Consider the following 16,469-nt stretch of genomic DNA (forward strand, 5'->3'; position numbering starts at 1 on the left):
AGCTATCCGATCGGGAAGGTAGCGGCAACCGTGGTGGAGGTGTTGTTGCCGGCGACGGTGACGAGGACGTTGCCGTCCGGGGCGACCACGCAGTTGACCCCGACAATCCGCCGGGCAGGCCGGAACGGTGCCGGAAAGTTGCAGATCGCCACCGACCCGGCCCACGCACCGGCGTTGACTGCGGCGCCGGAGATGTGGACGATGCCGTTCACGATCCGGGCCTTGATGCCGTCGTAACCGCCGAGGATGTAGGGGTTGAATCCGTTGCCGTAGACCGGAGGATCAACCCAGCCGGTGTCGCCCTCGACCCAGGCCGTCCCCGTGCAGACATCGATAGCCCCGCCGCGGTCAGCCCGCTCAGCACGGAGGTGAGCCCACTTCGGCAACGCGTCGCGCTCCGTGGCGTCACGCACCCGAATGGGTGAGCCCGCCGCCGCCGTGAACGGCCGCAGATCCGTCACCACAGGGTTGCCGCCGCCGACCTTCGGCACGTCGACGTGCGCCAGGGTGATCGACGGGGAACTCGGCACAGCCGGGTAGCCGCCGCCGGACGCCGCCGTCGCCGACGGGGTCCCCTCAATCACCCGGAACTGGGCGATCCGCCCGGCACCGCCGCCGTTGTCCGGGTCCAGGACCTCCAGCACCACCCGGTCGCGCCGCGGATTGGTGACATCCGCCGGGACCAGCGCGTCAATGGTGGCCGTCGCCGTCGCCCCCGTCAAATAGGCGCCCTTCGCGGTACCGACCGCGCAGCCGCCCGGGTTGATCCGCACATTCGACCCCGACAACGTCACGGTCAGCGCCCGAGGATCCAGCACCCCGGTCCGGGACACGCCCGCGCTGGCCCCACCGGCCAGCAGGAAGCCCAGGTCGCGGCGGAGTTCCTCCGAATCGTAGGACGGGCCCACCCCGCCGGGGGCGTTGATCCAGGTGGGGTCAAGAGCTGTCAGTGGCACGGGTTACCTCCAGGCATCGGACCAGCGCACCGTCATCCGGGCGTTGGCGTTGTAAGTACTAGCGTTGAATGACAGCTCCGTGCCGTCCGCCGGGACGATCCAGGCCCCGGAGAGGGCATTGCGCCGGTTCACCCCGTTGAGCTTCACCGTCTTCGCGTCCAGGTCGACCTCGAGGGTCTGACCGGTGCCCACCGTGATCGCGAACCGCATCACCTGGCCGTCGCTCGTGGTGATGTACGGGTTTACGACGTTGGTCAGGAGGACCGTGACCGGGGGCCTGGTAGAGCCCAGGTTGCGTATGGTGATACTGCCTGTGCCCACCGTGGCGTTGATGGAGATGGGAAGGCTGCCACCGGCCTGCCACCCGCCGTTCGCCACCGGGAGGCTGGTCTGGGCGGTGTATGTGAAGTCTGTACTACCATCCCCGGACAGCTTGCGGCCGTCCGGGGCAACCAACTGCATATCAAACTCGCCCAGCCGGTCGGTGATGTAGTCTCCCCCCGGAGGGGCCTGGTCCAGCCGCACGAGCATGTGCCGGACCAGACCGTCCTCTTCCACGACCAGCGGGGCCAGCTCGCCCCGGGGGATGTGCGCGGCCAGCAGGTCGAATCCTTCCCGGACGGCGATCCGGTCGGGGCCCTTGATGGTGCCATCCACTAACAAGGTCTTGGATGCGTCAAAGGCTTCCTCCACCCAGCCACCGTCGGCGAAGGCATTCTGGAACACGCCTCCAGTGCTGCCTGAGCCGGTGGGCCACCCCTTGACCCTCAGCGCCTTGAATGTCGACTGACCGGTGGTCCCAGTCAGGTTCAGCCCGGCCAAGGTGACCAACCAGTTGTCGTACTCCATATCAGAGCCCTTCCTGCTGCCGTGCCGAGTAGACCGCCAGAGCGCGGATGTCGGTCACCCCGTAGAAGTGTTGGTCTACTTGCTTCTGGACTGGTGGCGCTGCCGTTGGTGAAACCGCCTGGTGGAACCTCATGATCTGGACTGCAGCGGTCATCGTGCCGACTGCCCCGCCCGCAGCCATACCCGGAAACTGCCCCATCCGGAGGTTTTCCCGGAACTTGTAGACGGCCTGCTGCCCGCCCATCTTCTGCACATCCCCCTTATCGAGCATGTGCTCGCCGTCGGACGCCCAGATGGGCACCTCGTCGCTGGTGCCGGTGCCCGCCCCCCGGATCGCGCCGCCGTCGGCCTTGCCGGGGGCGTATACGCCCAGGCCCTGCCCCGCCGATCCGTCAGCCATGCTGGACGGCAGCCCCACCAACTTTTCAAACGTGGTTTTGTGCGTATTGATGTTGATGTCCACCTGGCGGGGAATGACGTCAATGGCGCCCTTGGTTTCCTGGGCTATGCGCTTGGCTTGGTCGGACATCCACGATTCGATCGTGACACCCGGCGGCACCTTCATGATTTGCCGGGCCAGGTCGATAGCTGCCTGGCCTGTGATGCCGAAAGCCCCGGCGCTCGTGACCAGGTTGTTGTAGGTGTCATTGAGGTTGCCCTGAAGCACGGCCTGACCCTCACCGTTCTTGGCGTTGGCATCAATAACCCTGTACCCGGCCGCTGCCACCGCGTCCAGCGCGGCCTCGTTGGCCCGGCCCGCTGCGGTGTTGGTGTCCAGTGAAGTACCGTTGGTCTTGGCGGATTCGCCGACCGCGTCGATGGCTTCCTGAAATCCACGTGCGGCGTCCCGGGCACTGAGCTGGATTAGCCCGGCACTGAGGAGCGCCTCCGTGAACTTGGCCAAGTCGCCGACCGTGCCGTCGGCGTTGACACCTACCTCGGCGAGGGCGTCAGCGACTTCCTTGGCAGCTACTGCTGCTGGGCTGGACGCGTCACCGGCCCCCTTGATACCGGCGGCGGCCTTGTCCCCGCCCTCACCGGCTGCCTTGGCATTTTCCTCGGCCTGCTTCAGTGCGTCCGCGTACTCGGGGAACTTGATCAGCAGATCGTCGATGCCGACGCCCTGCCTCTCGGCAGCTTCCTGTATTTTGGCGAAGCCCTTGGCGGCATCCTCGGTCTTGCCGCTGCTGACCAGGTCGGCCAGGGACTGGTCGATCCTTCCGAATGACTCGGAGAGTATGCTGGCGGATCCCTTGACCCCGATAGTGCCCGTCACCAGGGACTCGCCCCAGTCATTGAAGGACTGGCTCGCATCCCGGTTGAAGGTCCGCTTGATGGCAGAGTCCAGGTCATCGACGGTGCTGATCAGGTCTCCGCCGTCGCGGTCTTTGAACAGCGAGTCGAGGCCATCCGCCGCCCCGGGGGAGTTGCGGGCGACCTCGCCCAGTACCAGGGCGACCCGGCCCATGCCGGTGTCGATCTTGGACATCATGTCGGCTTCGACAATCTTGGCAATGGCGATACCCACGGTGGCGATGGCCATCGCCGCCCCGGCAGCTTTAGCGATCTTGCTCAGCGTGCCTGGTACGCGTGAACCGGAGGCCTCCAGGGTGCGGAATGCTGTGCGGGTTTCGTTGATCTTGGGGATCAGGGTCAGGAGCCCCCCGCCCACCAGTGCGGCGATACCCACCGCCCCACCCAGCACGGTCAGGACACCCTTGACCGGCTCCGGGAGGGAACCAAAGGTCTGGGCCAGCCCGGACACGGACTCCGCCACGCCCTGAATAACTGGCAGCAGCACGGCCCCGGTGTCGATGGCGGCGTCCTTGATGTTGTTCCAGGCCACCTTGACCTTGGATTCGGTGGTCTCGTACCGTTTCGCCGCCTCAGCCGCGAGTGCGGAGTTGGACTGCCATGCCGAGTCGCCCAGCTTGAGCGAGTCGGAGAGCAGGTCCCCTGCGCCGGCGAGGCGCAGGATCACACCTGTTTCTTCGGTGCCCTTGATGCCAAGGTCTTCCATGGTCTGGACGACGTTGCCGCCTTCATCCTTGACCTTGGAAAGGCCCCTGATCATGGAGTCAATTGCCCGCACTGGGTCAGCCTCGAATGCTGCAGCGAAGTCCTTGGAGGACACTCCGGCGACTTTGGCCAGGTTGTCCAGGCCCTCGCCGCCGGTCTTCACATCGGCGTACATGCGCTGCATGACGCGGGACATGACGCCGCCGCCCAGCTGCGCCTCGATGCCGACGGATGCCATGGCGTTGGCCAGTGCCAGAACATCCGACTCGGATGCCCCGACGAGCTTGCCAGCGCCCGCGATGCGCTTCGCCATCTCAAGGATCTCTTTTTCGGTGGACGCGCCCGCGTTGCCTAGGGCCACCAGTGTGGCGCCGAAGCGCTCCACCCCGACGGATCCGTCCCGGGCCATCGTCCCCATGATGTTGCTGATCTGTGCGATCGAGGTAGCAGCTTCATCAGCACTGAGGTTGGTGGTGTTGCCGAGGTCGATCATGGTTTTGGTGAAGCCCACGACGTCTTCCCGGGCGACGCCGAGCTGACCCGCAGCCTCCGCCACGCCGGCGATCTCCGCGTGCGTGGCAGGCATGGTCTTGGCGAGACCGCGGAGGGACGCCTCGAGGGCGTCCATCTGCTCGGGGCTGCCGTCTACGGTCTTGGTGACGCCCGCCCAGGCGGACTCCCAGTCCATCGCAGCTTTTGCCGACGCTCCAAGGGCAGCCACCGACGCCGTACCAAACACGAGCAGAGACTTGCCCGCGGTCTCCATGGCCTGCTGGTTGTCCGCGATTGCGCGACGGGACTGCACCACCTGCCGGGCAACATCATCTGTGGCCCGCCCGGCCCGACCCATCCCCGCCACAAACCCGGCAACCTCAGCCTCAAGGCGGACAATAACTGAGCGCACGGACATAGCGGCCTCCTACAAGTGGTGTGGCAGAATCAGCCCATGACGAAAATTGGGGAAGACGTAAAGCGCCCGGGCACGACCATGATCAAGACGGGATTGGTGCTTGCGATGATCGGTGCGATGTTCACCGTCGTGACCGTTGCTGCCGGCGGAAATCTCAACCCGCTATGGCTCGTCCTGATAGGGCTGGCGATCGCCGGGATCGGCTTCGGCCAGCGGGTACTAGCCGCGCTTGAAACCCGGTAGCGGTTTGTCCGCCGGGCGCGTGTACCGGGTGTAGACCTTCTCGCCGTCCATAGGCATGTACGGGTCGTTGCCGTTGCCCTTGGTGGCCCGCTCCCGGGTAGCGCAGCTATGGCACTGGTTCTTGTGGGCGTCGTACCAGCCGTCGTTGTCCGGGTGGTGCGCCAGTACCAGCGGCTGACCGCAGCCGCACAAACCGTCCTCGTAGACGGTCAGGGCCAGGGTCAGGACGTAGTCCTTCTCCAGCCATTCCCCGCGGTTGCGGGTGAACCAGTGCGACGGGGGCTTGCCCGCGGCCCTGGCGGTCTTGAGGACCTGGACTATTCCGGGCCAGGTTCCGTGCCAGAGCGCTTGAGCAAAAAATCGGCGTCCACAACCGGGAGCGCGTTCTGCGCCTGCTGCCGCGCCGTCAGGATGAGCTGCATTTGTGGGTTGCCCAGGGCCGACTCCATGGCTTTGACCTTTTCGGGGGTGAATGCGGCGGGCTGCCGGTCGGCCCCTGCAGGCTTCACCGCGACGATGGCCTCCGCCAGCAGGTCGTAACCGAACTCCTCGTTCGCTGCCTTGGGCTCCAGGTCTTTGGTGCGTTCGTCGTGAGAGGCCCGGAGCGAGGTCAGCTGGTCCGGGGTGATAGCCCGCACGTAGACAGTCAGCGCCGAGCCAGAGAATGTCCTCAGCAGGGCCTCATATTCGTCCAGCAGGGCGATAGTGGTGCTCGTCTCACCGGCGGACTGCTCGGCGTCAGCGACGCGCTCTTCCAGCTCGATGCGGCGCTTGAGGTCGGACAGTTCCGCCAGGACGTCCGCCCGCTTGTACACGGTCGCGGATTCCTCCGGAAGGGCCGCATCCTGCAGCCAGCTTTCAACGTCGAACGCTGCGGCGGGGTCGATCTGCGGGGTCTTGATTTCGGTCATAGGGGTTTCAGGCTCCTAAGTAATGGGTTCGGGCTCTGGGGTAGGAAGGGTGGCGGGGCGGAGCCTGAGAACGCCCCGCCACCCTGGTACTACGCTCGGTTGATGGCGGCAGCCGTAACCGTTGCCACTGCCGAGAACGTCACACTTGCCAGCCCGTTAGACCCCCGGTAATCCGGGAGAACCGGAATCCAGCTCTCAGCCCCGGCCGCTACCGTGTAGACCTTGTCCGGGTATGGGTCGCCGGTAGGCAACGTGGCGGGTGTGACGAGGGTGACCGTGATGGCCGCCGCGGAACCGTTCTTCACGACGAGGATGCCGCCGATCTCCACCGTCTCGGACAATGCCGGGGCGGCGTACACGGGCGGGGTGCCGGTCAGGCTGGGGACAGTCTGGGTGTTGATCATGCTGGCCTCCTAGGCGGTGACGAGGGTTTCGCTGATCATGTTCTGCGGAAGGAACTCGATCCGACGCTTGATGTTGCCGTCGTTGTTCACGCGCATCCCGGCATCGGAAATGACCTCGCCACCCAGGTGGATCTCGTCGCCGATTGCCCACGCGGCGGTGGACGCCTTGTCGGTCTCCCGGAGGTAGATCCAGACCGTGGTGCCCTTGGTCTTGACCGCCTGGTATCCGGAGTCGAGCGCCGCCGTGTCGATGCCGCCACCGGAGAGGTACTCCCGAAGGAACGTCAGGGCGGTGTCGTAGTTGGACGCACCCAGGGCCATGGAGTTACCCATGGTGCAGGCGGGCTTCTCGTTGAACCGGTCGCTGGCCGTGTTGGTCCAGTTGGCGTCCGAGTCGAGCACGGCGCACGAGATGTCCTTGCCCGCGTTCAGCTCGCCCGCGGTGGGCTTGGCCGCCGCGGGCTTGGTGAGCAGGAGTGTGAACTTCTTTTTGCCGTCAGCTGCTACTTTCATGAGCTAGCCTCCTTCTTTTCTCCGGCTGCGCCGGTTCGCTTGGTTGTCTTGGCGGTGGCCGCAGCCGGTTCCTCCACCCGCTCGCCGGTTGAGGTGGCCACTGCAGGCTCCTGCACCATTGCGGTGCCGGGTGTCTCAGCGGGCTCCACGATCCGGAGGGACGGGGGAAGCTTGAACCCGAAGGCCGGGTTGTCGAGGTAGTGGGCGGGGACCCGGCGTTTCTGGCCGTCCGGGCCCACCGCGGTGACGAAGCCGTCGTCTTCCATGTGGTTCTCCTAGTTGGTGATGAGCCGCCACTGCTGGGGGAGCATGAAGCGGGCCGGGGTGGTTTGGTTGTCGGGGATGGGGGCTTGCTGGTTGAACCCGTCCGGGTTGCGCCGGACTTTGCCGGTGCGGACGGGCAGGTTGGTGAGGCGTGCCGTGACTTCCTTGGCGACTGCCCGGCAGATCGCGGGTGTGGCGCCGACGGCCGTGGTTTGGAAGTCCCAGATGATTGAGTCACCGGTCTGGACGCCGCACGCCGGGAGCTCGCCCGGGTTATCCCCGACGCCGGCCCAGAGAACGATGTACGGGTCGATGTAGCCGCCGGTCTCCGGGACAGCGTTGGGCACGTACCCGTCGTAGACGGTCACACCGAGGGCGGCGCCCAGGGCGGCGAGGACAGGACCGGTGAGGGCCTCGGGGTCAACCATCCAGACCCTCCACACCGAGCTGCGCCATCGCCTGCTCGAATCCGGGGGCGTGCCGGTCGGCGGCCGGGCCCATGAACGGTTGCGGCGCCATCCGGGACGTCCCCTGCTCCAGGAACACGCCGTACGCTGCGGTCGGGCCGATCTCCACCACGAGTGAGCCGGAGCGTCCGACCGTGCGGAGGTCACTGTGCCCGATGGAGGACTTCAGGTTGCCCGTGTCCACGGGGGCGAAGTTCTTCGCCGAACCCTCAATGTCGACGGCGGTTTTCCGGACCACGACCTGGGCGCGGGCCCCGGTGGTCCTTGCAGCCCTCGCAATGTCGGCGGAGAGCCTCCGGAGCGGTGCATCGTCCATGCGGGGCCTCCTATGCCGGGTTTTGCTGGGTGACGTTGTCCACGCAGATCAGGTCGCGTTCCCATTCCTGGGAACCGAACATGATGTTGACGATGCGGAACTGGCGGCCGGGGGCGTGGACGATGTCGCCGCGCTCACCTGCCCGCAACTCCGGGAGCGGCACGCCGGCAGCGTTGGTGAGGGGAACCGGGACGAGGTACTGGCGTTCGGTGGTGGGTTGTTCGCCCGGGGTGCCGCCGCCCTCACGTTTGAGCTCCTGCACCCGGCACACTGTGGTGTGGATGATGGGATCGCCAGTCCAGTCCGGCGGTTTGGGGTACGGGGCGGGGCCGCCGCTGATGCGCTTGATGGTGCACGGCGCCGTCATGGTGGAGTTCGCGACGGGCCGGTGGTGGGCGGCCCAGCCGGCCGGGATGACCCGCGCACCGGGGAGCCCTACCATTTGTACTCGGCACCCTCAGGCTTGGACGGGTCGCACAGCGGCACGATCTCAAAGAACGACCCGGCCGCAGCGTCGTCCGCCTCAGCCTCGGCCTTGTACGTGCCGGCCAGCGCCCGCAACTCAGCGGATACGGCGGGCCCGTCCGTTGACAGGTCCTGGGTGCGGATCTTCTTCGAGACCAGGACCTCGGACGTCGCCATGGTGATGAGCGCCCGGTACGTGGCCCGGTTGATTGAGCCGCCGTACTGGGCCAGCCAGGCGGTCAACTGCTCATCAGTGAACAGCTTCTCAACGCCGATGTCCGTGATGTTGAGGCGGACAATGTCAAGGTCTGTCAGAACGGCCATGGCCCGCCTCCTGTGAAGTTGTGGGTGGTGCCGGGGTGGGGTTGATTTGCCCTATTTGTCACCCCGGCACCAGGTTCCTGCTAGGCCCCGGTGGACGCGTACGTGCCGATCGGGTCCGTTGCCGCGCCACCGGTGATGTGCCGGCCGCGGTACCAGATGGTGTCATCGAGGAAGCTGCCCTCGTCAATGCCGACCGTGCCGCCGCCGACACGCTCGCCCTGGTCACGCTTGACGCGGATGTCTGGCTGTTCCTCCCCGAGCATGGTGGCCTTGTACAGGGCCGGGTTGGCGGATCCCGGGTCCGGGAGGATGTACCAGGTCGTGTCAGCCTTCGCGGACACGTCGATCATGCCCAGACGTTCGGACACCACCACCGTGATTTTGCCGTAGAGCGGGTTCACGATCGGGTTCATGCCGCCCAGCGGGTCCGGGATCGTCGGGGTGATGGCCCGCTCCGCCTCGAACTGCAGGGTCGGTGCGACCACCAGGAGCAGCTTCGTGCCGAGCGCCCGGAACGGCACGCCTTCCCGGTTTTTGCGCTTCCAGATCGCCTTGACAGCGGTCTCCACGTTCACCCGGGTGAGGGGCAGGGCGGTGGGGGCGTTGCCGTTGGCAGCCTTGAAGAACGCAGCGTTCGGGCCGGCCGCCGTCACGAGGGCGGCGAAGACCTTGGCGTCCTCGGTGTTGCGGGCCGCCGTGGCCAGCCGTCCGGGGAAGTCCATCAGGTCCGAGTAGTCGTTGTTTTTCCGCAGCTCGAACGTGAGCCCGTAGGTGCGGCCGGTCTTGCCGATTCCGATCTCGTACTCGAATTCGGACAGTGAGGCGCCCTTGTACTCTTCGCCTTCTGCCACGTCCTCGAACGTGTCCTGCCCGCCGTTCAGATCGATGATCTTCTTGGGGCGGAAGTCCTTGAGCTTCGTTTCCCGGGCCAGGGTCTTCCACTCGGGAGCGATTTCCTTGTACGTGGACTGGACTTCGATGTCGAAGGCCTTGCCGAGCAGTACCGGGAAGTCGGAGGTGGAGAACGCTTCTTTCAGCCGGTATTCGGCGGCGGAGCTGATACCGCGGGCGCCTTCGTTGAAAAGCTTTGCCGCTTCGAGCATGCGGGCTTTGATGGAGGGTGCGATGCGGTAGCCCTCGCGGGCGATGATGTCGCCGGTGTTGAGAATGGTCATGTCAGGTCTCCTTACGCGCCGACGGCGGTCTGGGTGGTGTAGCCGATGGGGGCTACTTCGACGGGGCCAGCGGGCGCTGCCTTGGTGCCCAGGGCGACGCCCCAGAGGTAGTTGCCGGTGCCCGTGACCACGAGGGCGCCGGCCGGGGTGATGTAGACCTGCCCGCCTTCGGTGGCGAGGGCCCCGGTGACCTGGACATCCCAGGAACCGTCGAGCCAGACGGTCCCGCGGGCGCCGCTGGCAGTGTCGTTCAGGGCCACGCCGCAGATGTTGCCGACCCGGACGGGCTCGCCGGCGAGTCGGGCGTAGGGGAAGGCCAGTTCGATGTGCTTGGCGTTGGCGTAGCGCTGGTTCTTGGCCATGGTTAGGCTCCCTTCAGGGCGGTGAGGACGTCAGCGTCGGCGACGTCCGCGGATTCGGTGACGGGGGCGGAGTGCCCTACGCCGCGGACAGTGCCGGCGCCGAACGATGCGGCGATCTCGGCGGCGGATTCCTCGGCCTTGGCCTTGAGGGCGGCCGTGTCGACGGCGCCCTCGGAGGTCAGGGCGTAGGTGCTGGCGAGGAGTTTGACGGTGGCGGGGGCGCTGATGCCGGCGAACGCTTCGGCAACCACTGCGGCGGCCGTGGAGTCGTTGTCCTTCTTCGCAGCCTCGGCGAGCTTGGATTTCAGGTCGGCGTTTTCAGCTTCGAGCGCGGGGACCCGGCCGGAAGCTTCGACGGCGGTCGTGTGGACCGATTCGTCTACTTCAATCTTTCCCATGTTCGTCTCCTTGACGTTGGTGGGGTGGGGTGGCCCGGCCGGATTGGACGGGACATTCTTGGTGGCGGACTCGGCCGCCGTCGCGGCGGCCTCAGGTTCCTGCCACAGGTCGCGTTCGAACAGCTGCGGCGCGTCAGCTTCGACCCGGGCGGTGAACGCGGTGAGGGCCTCGCCGAGCGCCCCGGAGAGTGTGATGCGCTCTTCGCGGGTGAGCCGGCCGTCTCCGTACATGTCGTCGCTGATCTGGGTGAAGCCGGAGTGCATGCGGGCTTCGAGCCAGGCGCCGACGTTGCGGGCTTCTTCGACCCGTGCGGCTTCCAGCACTTCGGTGATCTGCCCGCCGCGGCCGGCGACGGTGACGAAGTCGACCCGGTTGAGGGCGTCGGGGAAGAGGGCTTCGATGATGCGGCCCTTTTTGCCCTCGGCCTCACCCGTTGATACTTCGGCGCCGGCGGCGATGGACACCCCAATGAATTCGGCCATGTCTGCGAGCGGGGCCCTCCAGTTGGAGAACACCCGGGATTCGGCCGCGAGCCGGCCCTTGGCCCCGGTTTTGGGGTCCACCCAGTTCGGCTCCCACCGGGCGTCCTCGTCGAGCGCAGCGGCGAGGGTGGCCACGGATCCGGCCGGCTTCTCGAACCGCTCGGATTCGCCGAGGTGGTCGATGTGCTGCTGCGTGCCGCGGGGGAACACCTTGTCGGCGGCGGCCTGCTCCAGCACGGCGGGGGAGTAGTAGCCGGAGGACCCCCAACCGGGGGTGATGAGGGTGATCTCCATGCGGCTGCCCGTGAGCGTGCCGGTTGCCGCGGATTCCTTGATGAGATTGGCCATTGACAGCCTCCTAGAATGGGTGTGTGGGCCTTGATGACCGGAACGACAATGCGGGGGTGCCTGGGGAATGCCCCGGCCACGAATGGAAAGTCCACGGCGTGTACCTGCGCGGGGGCGGCGGGTCCCTGTCCGTGGTGTGCAAGTGGTGCGGGACGGTGCAGTATGAGCCATCCCTCAGCGACGGAACCTAGGCCGAGCGGGCGAGCAGGTCTTTCACGGGGGTGACGACGTTCGAGTCCCGCCAGCCGTCCGTCTGTTTGACGGTGGACAGGTCCGCCCACGACACTTTGCCCGACTGGAGCAGCTCGAGGCGTTGGGCGCCCATGATGTCCCGCTGCGACTCCGGGGTGAGGTTGTTGAACACGGCCTCGGCGTCCGGGGTGAGCGACGGCGGTTCCTCGAGGTCGAATCCGAGGTCTTTCCACGATTTCGCGACCGTGACGCGGGCGCAGCGGCCGTTCTGGTGATCATCCGGCCCTGACTCGGTGAGCGGGTGCCGGGTGCCGTGGCGGCTCCAGCATGAGGGGCAGGTGCGGGCGGTGAGCGCCGCATGCCATTCCCACTCTTCGAGGATCGACTTGTTGACCTTCTCGGACGCCTGGGTGGCGGCCCGGTGCGCGTCCAGTGTTTCGGTGCGGGCGATGGTGAGCGCCCGGGTGAGGCCGCCGTTGAACCTGCCCTCGGTCTGCTTCATGATCCGGCGTGCGGTGGCCCGCGGGTTCTCACCAACGGCGATGCCACGGATCAGTTCGCGTTTCATGACCCGTTCCACGTCGGCCGGGATCGGCCGTGCACTGGAGTGGATCCGCTTTGTGGTGCGCTCCACAATGGCGGCCAGTGCGTCCGGGGACATCCGGGTGAACGACACCCCGGCGGCGGCCGTGTTCGGCGGCAGTTGCGACGTGACCATGGCGGCGTGCCCGTCCACGGCGTCAAGGACGGCCTGGGCAACATCACCGGCCACCGTAACATCGGTGACGGTCGCCAGCTCATCCAGCATGGTCCGGGCCGTTTGCAGGGCGTCCCGCAACCGGGCGTTCCGGGCCACGACGGCACGGCTGATCTTCCCGTCCGCGGCGCCGGCCATCAACTCGACCACGGCGGCCTGAAAGTCGGGGGCCAGCACATCCCACGCCTCCGTCCATGCCCGGGTGAGGGCCAGGGTTTGGGCGTCCGTCATGACGGTCAGGTCGCGGCGGAGACGGTCAACGATGCGCAAAGTCTCAGCCGTGACCGCCATCCTGGCCTCCTACTGGGGTTCGAAAGTCAGCAGATAGGTCTTGCCCTGCTCGAACTGCTCAGCAACCGAATCGGTCACGTGCATCTGGACTGAGAGGGCCGGCGTGTACTTCGCCCATTCCTTGTTCCGTTCATCGGCGTAATCCGCGCTGAATTGGAGGGGCGTCTGCCCTGCGTTGCTTTCACCCTTGGTATGCAGGGTGGCTACTGCTGTTGTCTTGGACATGCTGGTCTCCTATTTGAGTGCGTCTGCGGGGTTTTGCCCGTCGCGGAAGGCTTTGGCCGCGACGTCCCCGGCGGTGACGCCCGGGTCAATCAGGTTGCCGTCCGTGTCGGTGATCTTGTCGATCAGCTCGTCCACGTCCTTGATCTTCAGGACCTGCAGGGCGAGTTTCACGAGCGGCAGCTTCGGGACGTCGGGCATGCCGTCGGCGGCGACGATCGCGTCCATCAGGACTTTCACATCGACCTCGTCCAGGGACGGCCACATAACCTCGATGGTCGCCGTTTCCGGGTCGGTGAAGACGACGGTGAGCCGGTCCCCGTCCCTGACCGCTTTGCCGAGCCGCCGCAGCGGGCCCTGCGGTGCGATCACAGCCTGTTCGACGGCGTACCCGATGGAATCCTTGAGTACCTCTGTGTGAAGCTCCTGCCGGGCCTGCATGATCAAACGTGTCGGCAGGTCCAGGGTTTCGGCTGTGGCCCGGGCACCGGTCTGGCCCGGGTCCGCGAGGATGATCGTGACCGGGACACCCATCGCGGACGCCGCCATCGTGGCGAGCGGCCGGGACGACTCAGAATCGAGGGTCGCACCCGACTTCGGCACCGCCTCCAGCTTCTGATCATCGGACATGCTCACCGTGGACCCGGCAGGCAGGGCGCCCATGCCCTGCAGTTGCGCCCTTTTCGCCTGCGCCGCCCCGGACGACTTACTCGAGGTGGTGTAGGCGATCTTGGCGAGGGCCTTCATCAGGAGCGACCAGTCCTCCAGGAATCCTTTGTGGGACAGCGCCCACGGGATCGCGGCGTAGGAGTCGCCGATACCGAACTTCCAGCCCTGACCGGCGTTGACCTTCACATGCCGGACCGGGGCGTCCCAGAGCACGTCCACGTCGTTGATGCGGCGGTACTTCGCGGCCGGCTGGTACTTCAGTGCCGGGTAGTAGGCTTTGCGCTGCACTTCCTTGCCGGCGTCATCCAGCTCCACCCACTGGCGCAAGTAAAACCAGGGAGTTGCTTTGTCCCCGGGGGCGGTGATGACGTCCTGCACCTCATCGAACGGGACGGAACGGACCTTCACCCGGCCGGTCAGCGGGTTGGTGAAGTGGGCGAGGAAGAAATTCCCCTCATCGAACAGGGCACCCTCGTACTGTTGGCGGGCCTGAGCCCCGTAGAACGCCTCCCGGTTCCCCTCATCATCGGTGAACGCTTGCAGAACGTCGTTGACTGCCTGGTCGCGGGCACTGACACTGAGTCCCTGCCCGAACACGTAGGCGTGCCGGATTTCCCGGCCCCGTTTGATGATCGGGTTCGCGATACCGAAGATCCGGCCCATCTCGGCGGCCCGGTTCAGCCCGTCACGGGTGAACTCCTGCGCGTACTGCTCACTGAGCCGCTGCCAACCCGTGTTCTCCCGGGACAGTTCCAGCTGCGCCAACGATTCTTCGAGCCGGTACTGCAAGGTTGAGACCTGGCCCTCATACACTTTCACCTCGGAGCTGGTCGCAGCCTCCTGAAGGCCAAGCAGCCGCATGAGCTTACCCATGGGGGCCTCCTAGACCGGGCTGATCGACCAGCCCTGCTCGTTGTAAACGTCATAAACGTCGGGTTCGATGATGCGGCCATGATTGAGGATCGGCATGAGCAGCAGACGGTTGATCGCCTGCGACATGGTGTCCACAGTGTCGTCGTGGGCGCCGTTGGGGAACGCCTTCGCCTCTTCGACGAGCTCTTCCACGTTCGGGAGCAACTCCGCGGTCGGTAAGACCACGTTGCCGGCGTGGGCGAGCGGTGAGATGGCCGAGGCCCGGGCGTACTTGCTGCCCTCTGGTTCGATCGGGACCAGACCCACAAGCCGCCGCTGCAGCGAGTTGATGACCGCCGGGCCGTTGGCTTTGTCCTCGATGAACTTCGCCACAGCCTCCGGCCACTTCGCGGAGAGTGCCAGCACCGCAGCTTCGGAGGCGTTGAAATTCAGCCGCGCCCGGACCTGATCGAGCAGGTAGGCGGTGTTCCCAACCCGCAACCAGACCTGGCCCACGACGAAGTCGGAGGTGGGCTTGTCTTTGAACGTGAGGTCCCACGACTGGACCAGCTCGTGGTCATCCCGCCCAATACCTGGGACACGGCGTGACCCGTCGGGCTGTTCGATCCACATGGGCTGGGAGTACCGGGCCCACTCCTTGGGGAAGACGTTGCCGGTCTCCGGGTTCGGTGAGCCTTGGTAGAGGGCGGAGAAGTCGCGGGGACCGGCCTGGACCCGGATCTGCTCCCACTCTTCGGGGGTGCGGGGCTGGCCGGTTTTCTCGTTGGTCCTGGCGGAGCGCATCCATTCGCCGGGTTCACGCCCGAGCGGGTCGGCCTCGCCGTTGTCCGGGTCATGGTTGGCCTGGGCGGGGATGTTGATGACCCTCCAGCGGGCCTTGTCCGGCTGGGAGAGCAGGAACCCTGCCATGTCGTCAACGTGCCAGCGGGTGAGGATCAGGATGACGGGTGCGCCGGGGGCGAGGCGGGTGGAACCGACGGAGCGCCAGAAGTTCTTGGCCCGCTCACGGAAGGTCGGGGACTCGGCCTGTTCACGGTTCGACACGGGGTCGTCAATGAAGAGGATGTCGGCGGGCTTGCCGGTCAGGCCGCCGGTGAGGCCGACCGCCTTCACGCCGCCTTTGTGCTTGTCGAGCGCCCACTCGGATGCGGCGCCGTTGTCGGGGCTGATCCGTAGGCCAAGGTCGAGGGTGCCTTCCTGGCCTTGGTTGTCGGTGATGAACTTCCGGATGTCCCTCCCGAAGGTGAGTGCGAGGCCGGCCGAGTAGGAGACGACGGCGATGCGGCGTTCCGGGTTGCGGGTCAGGAACCAGAGCGGCCCGACCTTAGTAACCCTCGTACTCTTCCCCTCCTGGGGTGGCATGGAGATGATGAGCCGGTCGCAGGTGCCGTTCTCGACGTCGATGAGTGCCTGGTCGATGAGGTCAAGGGCGGGGGTCTGGATGGTTGACGGGTCGACGGCTTTGGCAAGGTCGCCGGGGGATTCCCAGCGGGGCCGCTCAGGTTCCGGCGGCGGCGGCTCGAACATGCGGGCAGCTGCTTCCCACATGTCCACAGTCACGGGATCCTCCTCGGCAATGTCGGACCCTCAACGTAGAGTCGGCGGTGATCCGGCTGCATCCGAGCAGCTGGCTAGTAGAAAGGCCCGATTGTGGCCGTTTCATCTGACATCCGCGACGCAGACAAGGCTGCACGCGTCGCCATCTTGAACAAGATCACGAAGGAAGTTGAGGCTGGAACGTACAACATCGTCGATCTCGCCAAGGCCTACAGTCTCGTCACCGCGAATGACGCCCCGAGCGAGCCTGCGAAGGCGCGGGTCGGCGGCTTCGCCTAAGCCGTGGTGCCAGGCCCCGCCACGTGTGCACCGTGGCGGGGTCCGGCGTTTCGGCGGTCTCACCCAGCCGCCGCGCTGGGGTGGGTGGACGGTTACTGGCTCACCCCGCGTGTGCGGTTGTTGGCCGGGGGCGGTCACCGTCAGTGGGTCTCCCCGGATTTGAACCGGGACTGTGCAGGGTTTGGGCCTGCCGCCTCTGCCGTTGGGCTAGAGACCCTGGAC

Annotated in this window: 22 protein-coding genes and 1 tRNA gene; 3 read left to right on the top strand and 20 right to left on the bottom strand. The window is 66.3% G+C overall.

Annotation, left to right across the window (positions count from 1 at the left end):
- Window positions 1-2 precede the first annotated feature (2 nt).
- The 3 genes from AC50X6_RS07635 to AC50X6_RS07645 are packed head-to-tail and all read right to left on the bottom strand — an operon-like array spanning window position 3 to window position 4,734.
- On the bottom strand, window positions 3-956 hold the full coding sequence (locus AC50X6_RS07635; RefSeq protein WP_494965634.1) for a hypothetical protein: 954 nt from the start codon (window positions 954-956) through the stop codon (window positions 3-5).
- A gap of 3 nt (window positions 957-959) precedes the next feature.
- Entirely contained in the window at window positions 960-1,805 is an 846-nt protein-coding gene (locus AC50X6_RS07640) for a phage distal tail protein (protein WP_494965635.1), read from the bottom strand.
- A gap of 1 nt (window position 1,806) precedes the next feature.
- Window positions 1,807-4,734, bottom strand: coding sequence for a phage tail tape measure protein (locus AC50X6_RS07645; RefSeq protein ID WP_494965636.1), 2,928 nt, complete (start codon window positions 4,732-4,734; stop codon window positions 1,807-1,809).
- A gap of 36 nt (window positions 4,735-4,770) precedes the next feature.
- Between AC50X6_RS07645 and AC50X6_RS07650 the strand changes: the two genes are divergently transcribed.
- Window positions 4,771-4,977, top strand: coding sequence for a hypothetical protein (locus AC50X6_RS07650; protein ID WP_494965637.1), 207 nt, complete (start codon window positions 4,771-4,773; stop codon window positions 4,975-4,977).
- Here the strand turns inward: AC50X6_RS07650 and AC50X6_RS07655 are convergent.
- From AC50X6_RS07655 to AC50X6_RS07710, 12 genes are all read right to left on the bottom strand, one after another.
- Window positions 4,954-5,169 (bottom strand): hypothetical protein, encoded by a 216-nt coding sequence (locus AC50X6_RS07655; protein WP_494965638.1) that lies wholly within the window; start codon window positions 5,167-5,169, stop codon window positions 4,954-4,956. The genes AC50X6_RS07650 and AC50X6_RS07655 overlap by 24 nt on opposite strands.
- Window positions 5,170-5,294: 125 nt before the next feature.
- Window positions 5,295-5,888: a hypothetical protein gene (locus AC50X6_RS07660; protein WP_494965639.1), complete on the bottom strand. Its 594-nt coding sequence runs from the start codon at window positions 5,886-5,888 to the stop codon at window positions 5,295-5,297.
- Between the two features lie 89 nt (window positions 5,889-5,977).
- Window positions 5,978-6,292, bottom strand: coding sequence for a hypothetical protein (locus AC50X6_RS07665; RefSeq protein WP_494965640.1), 315 nt, complete (start codon window positions 6,290-6,292; stop codon window positions 5,978-5,980).
- 9 nt (window positions 6,293-6,301) lie between these two features.
- Entirely contained in the window at window positions 6,302-6,805 is a 504-nt protein-coding gene (locus tag AC50X6_RS07670; RefSeq protein ID WP_494965641.1) for a phage tail tube protein, read from the bottom strand.
- A complete protein-coding gene (locus AC50X6_RS07675; RefSeq protein WP_494965642.1) occupies window positions 6,802-7,071 on the bottom strand; it encodes a hypothetical protein in 270 nt (89 codons plus the stop codon). The genes AC50X6_RS07670 and AC50X6_RS07675 overlap by 4 nt, the downstream gene beginning before the upstream one ends.
- Window positions 7,072-7,080: 9 nt before the next feature.
- Window positions 7,081-7,497, bottom strand: a complete 417-nt coding sequence (locus tag AC50X6_RS07680) for a hypothetical protein (RefSeq protein ID WP_494965643.1) — start codon at window positions 7,495-7,497, stop codon at window positions 7,081-7,083.
- Entirely contained in the window at window positions 7,490-7,852 is a 363-nt protein-coding gene (locus tag AC50X6_RS07685) for an HK97-gp10 family putative phage morphogenesis protein (protein WP_494965644.1), read from the bottom strand. Before AC50X6_RS07685 ends, AC50X6_RS07680 begins: the two co-directional genes overlap by 8 nt.
- Before the next feature lie 10 nt (window positions 7,853-7,862).
- On the bottom strand, window positions 7,863-8,294 hold the full coding sequence (locus AC50X6_RS07690; RefSeq protein WP_494965645.1) for a DUF6093 family protein: 432 nt from the start codon (window positions 8,292-8,294) through the stop codon (window positions 7,863-7,865).
- Window positions 8,288-8,641 (bottom strand): hypothetical protein, encoded by a 354-nt coding sequence (locus tag AC50X6_RS07695; RefSeq protein ID WP_494965646.1) that lies wholly within the window; start codon window positions 8,639-8,641, stop codon window positions 8,288-8,290. The genes AC50X6_RS07690 and AC50X6_RS07695 overlap by 7 nt, the downstream gene beginning before the upstream one ends.
- Window positions 8,642-8,721: 80 nt before the next feature.
- Complete coding sequence (locus AC50X6_RS07700; RefSeq protein ID WP_494965647.1) at window positions 8,722-9,816, bottom strand: phage major capsid protein; 1,095 nt, start codon at window positions 9,814-9,816, stop codon at window positions 8,722-8,724.
- Between the two features lie 11 nt (window positions 9,817-9,827).
- Window positions 9,828-10,178, bottom strand: coding sequence for a DUF2190 family protein (locus AC50X6_RS07705; protein ID WP_494965648.1), 351 nt, complete (start codon window positions 10,176-10,178; stop codon window positions 9,828-9,830).
- Window positions 10,179-10,180: 2 nt separating this feature from the next.
- Entirely contained in the window at window positions 10,181-11,407 is a 1,227-nt protein-coding gene (locus tag AC50X6_RS07710) for a hypothetical protein (RefSeq protein WP_494965649.1), read from the bottom strand.
- A gap of 23 nt (window positions 11,408-11,430) precedes the next feature.
- Between AC50X6_RS07710 and AC50X6_RS07715 the strand changes: the two genes are divergently transcribed.
- On the top strand, window positions 11,431-11,598 hold the full coding sequence (locus tag AC50X6_RS07715) for a hypothetical protein (protein WP_494965650.1): 168 nt from the start codon (window positions 11,431-11,433) through the stop codon (window positions 11,596-11,598).
- Here AC50X6_RS07715 and AC50X6_RS07720 read toward each other — a convergent pair.
- From AC50X6_RS07720 to terL, 4 genes are read right to left on the bottom strand one after another with little or no spacing between them, the layout of a single operon-like run.
- Window positions 11,595-12,647 carry a phage minor head protein gene (locus tag AC50X6_RS07720; protein WP_494965651.1) on the bottom strand — a complete coding sequence of 351 codons (1,053 nt, stop codon included), beginning with the start codon at window positions 12,645-12,647 and terminating at the stop codon, window positions 11,595-11,597. The genes AC50X6_RS07715 and AC50X6_RS07720 overlap by 4 nt on opposite strands.
- Window positions 12,648-12,656: 9 nt before the next feature.
- Window positions 12,657-12,872, bottom strand: a complete 216-nt coding sequence (locus AC50X6_RS07725; RefSeq protein ID WP_494965652.1) for a hypothetical protein — start codon at window positions 12,870-12,872, stop codon at window positions 12,657-12,659.
- Between the two features lie 9 nt (window positions 12,873-12,881).
- Window positions 12,882-14,411: a hypothetical protein gene (locus AC50X6_RS07730; RefSeq protein ID WP_494965653.1), complete on the bottom strand. Its 1,530-nt coding sequence runs from the start codon at window positions 14,409-14,411 to the stop codon at window positions 12,882-12,884.
- A gap of 9 nt (window positions 14,412-14,420) precedes the next feature.
- On the bottom strand, window positions 14,421-15,971 hold the full coding sequence (gene terL / locus AC50X6_RS07735; protein ID WP_494965654.1) for a phage terminase large subunit: 1,551 nt from the start codon (window positions 15,969-15,971) through the stop codon (window positions 14,421-14,423).
- A 90-nt stretch (window positions 15,972-16,061) separates the two neighbouring features.
- Between terL and AC50X6_RS07740 the strand changes: the two genes are divergently transcribed.
- A complete protein-coding gene (locus tag AC50X6_RS07740) occupies window positions 16,062-16,247 on the top strand; it encodes a hypothetical protein (protein ID WP_494965655.1) in 186 nt (61 codons plus the stop codon).
- A 144-nt stretch (window positions 16,248-16,391) separates the two neighbouring features.
- On the opposite strand, the gene AC50X6_RS07745 is transcribed toward AC50X6_RS07740, so the two are convergent.
- Window positions 16,392-16,464: transfer RNA gene (locus AC50X6_RS07745), tRNA-Leu, on the bottom strand.
- Window positions 16,465-16,469 lie beyond the last annotated feature (5 nt).

It is taken from the genome of Pseudarthrobacter sp. HLT1-7 (assembly GCF_059383435.1).

Excerpts from the sequence above, each read along its gene's own strand:
- AC50X6_RS07640 (WP_494965635.1), bottom strand. The coding sequence starts at position 1,805 with ATGGAGTACGACAACTGGTTGGTCACCTTGGCCGGGCTGAACCTGACT.
- AC50X6_RS07645 (WP_494965636.1), bottom strand. The coding sequence starts at position 4,734 with ATGTCCGTGCGCTCAGTTATTGTCCGCCTTGAGGCTGAGGTTGCCGGG.
- AC50X6_RS07650 (WP_494965637.1), top strand. The coding sequence starts at position 4,771 with ATGACGAAAATTGGGGAAGACGTAAAGCGCCCGGGCACGACCATGATC.
- AC50X6_RS07660 (WP_494965639.1), bottom strand. The coding sequence starts at position 5,888 with ATGACCGAAATCAAGACCCCGCAGATCGACCCCGCCGCAGCGTTCGAC.
- AC50X6_RS07665 (WP_494965640.1), bottom strand. The coding sequence starts at position 6,292 with ATGATCAACACCCAGACTGTCCCCAGCCTGACCGGCACCCCGCCCGTG.
- AC50X6_RS07670 (WP_494965641.1), bottom strand. The coding sequence starts at position 6,805 with ATGAAAGTAGCAGCTGACGGCAAAAAGAAGTTCACACTCCTGCTCACC.
- AC50X6_RS07675 (WP_494965642.1), bottom strand. The coding sequence starts at position 7,071 with ATGGAAGACGACGGCTTCGTCACCGCGGTGGGCCCGGACGGCCAGAAA.
- AC50X6_RS07680 (WP_494965643.1), bottom strand. The coding sequence starts at position 7,497 with ATGGTTGACCCCGAGGCCCTCACCGGTCCTGTCCTCGCCGCCCTGGGC.
- AC50X6_RS07685 (WP_494965644.1), bottom strand. The coding sequence starts at position 7,852 with ATGGACGATGCACCGCTCCGGAGGCTCTCCGCCGACATTGCGAGGGCT.
- AC50X6_RS07690 (WP_494965645.1), bottom strand. The coding sequence starts at position 8,294 with ATGGTAGGGCTCCCCGGTGCGCGGGTCATCCCGGCCGGCTGGGCCGCC.
- AC50X6_RS07695 (WP_494965646.1), bottom strand. The coding sequence starts at position 8,641 with ATGGCCGTTCTGACAGACCTTGACATTGTCCGCCTCAACATCACGGAC.
- AC50X6_RS07700 (WP_494965647.1), bottom strand. The coding sequence starts at position 9,816 with ATGACCATTCTCAACACCGGCGACATCATCGCCCGCGAGGGCTACCGC.
- AC50X6_RS07705 (WP_494965648.1), bottom strand. The coding sequence starts at position 10,178 with ATGGCCAAGAACCAGCGCTACGCCAACGCCAAGCACATCGAACTGGCC.
- AC50X6_RS07710 (WP_494965649.1), bottom strand. The coding sequence starts at position 11,407 with ATGGCCAATCTCATCAAGGAATCCGCGGCAACCGGCACGCTCACGGGC.
- AC50X6_RS07720 (WP_494965651.1), bottom strand. The coding sequence starts at position 12,647 with ATGGCGGTCACGGCTGAGACTTTGCGCATCGTTGACCGTCTCCGCCGC.
- AC50X6_RS07725 (WP_494965652.1), bottom strand. The coding sequence starts at position 12,872 with ATGTCCAAGACAACAGCAGTAGCCACCCTGCATACCAAGGGTGAAAGC.
- AC50X6_RS07730 (WP_494965653.1), bottom strand. The coding sequence starts at position 14,411 with ATGGGTAAGCTCATGCGGCTGCTTGGCCTTCAGGAGGCTGCGACCAGC.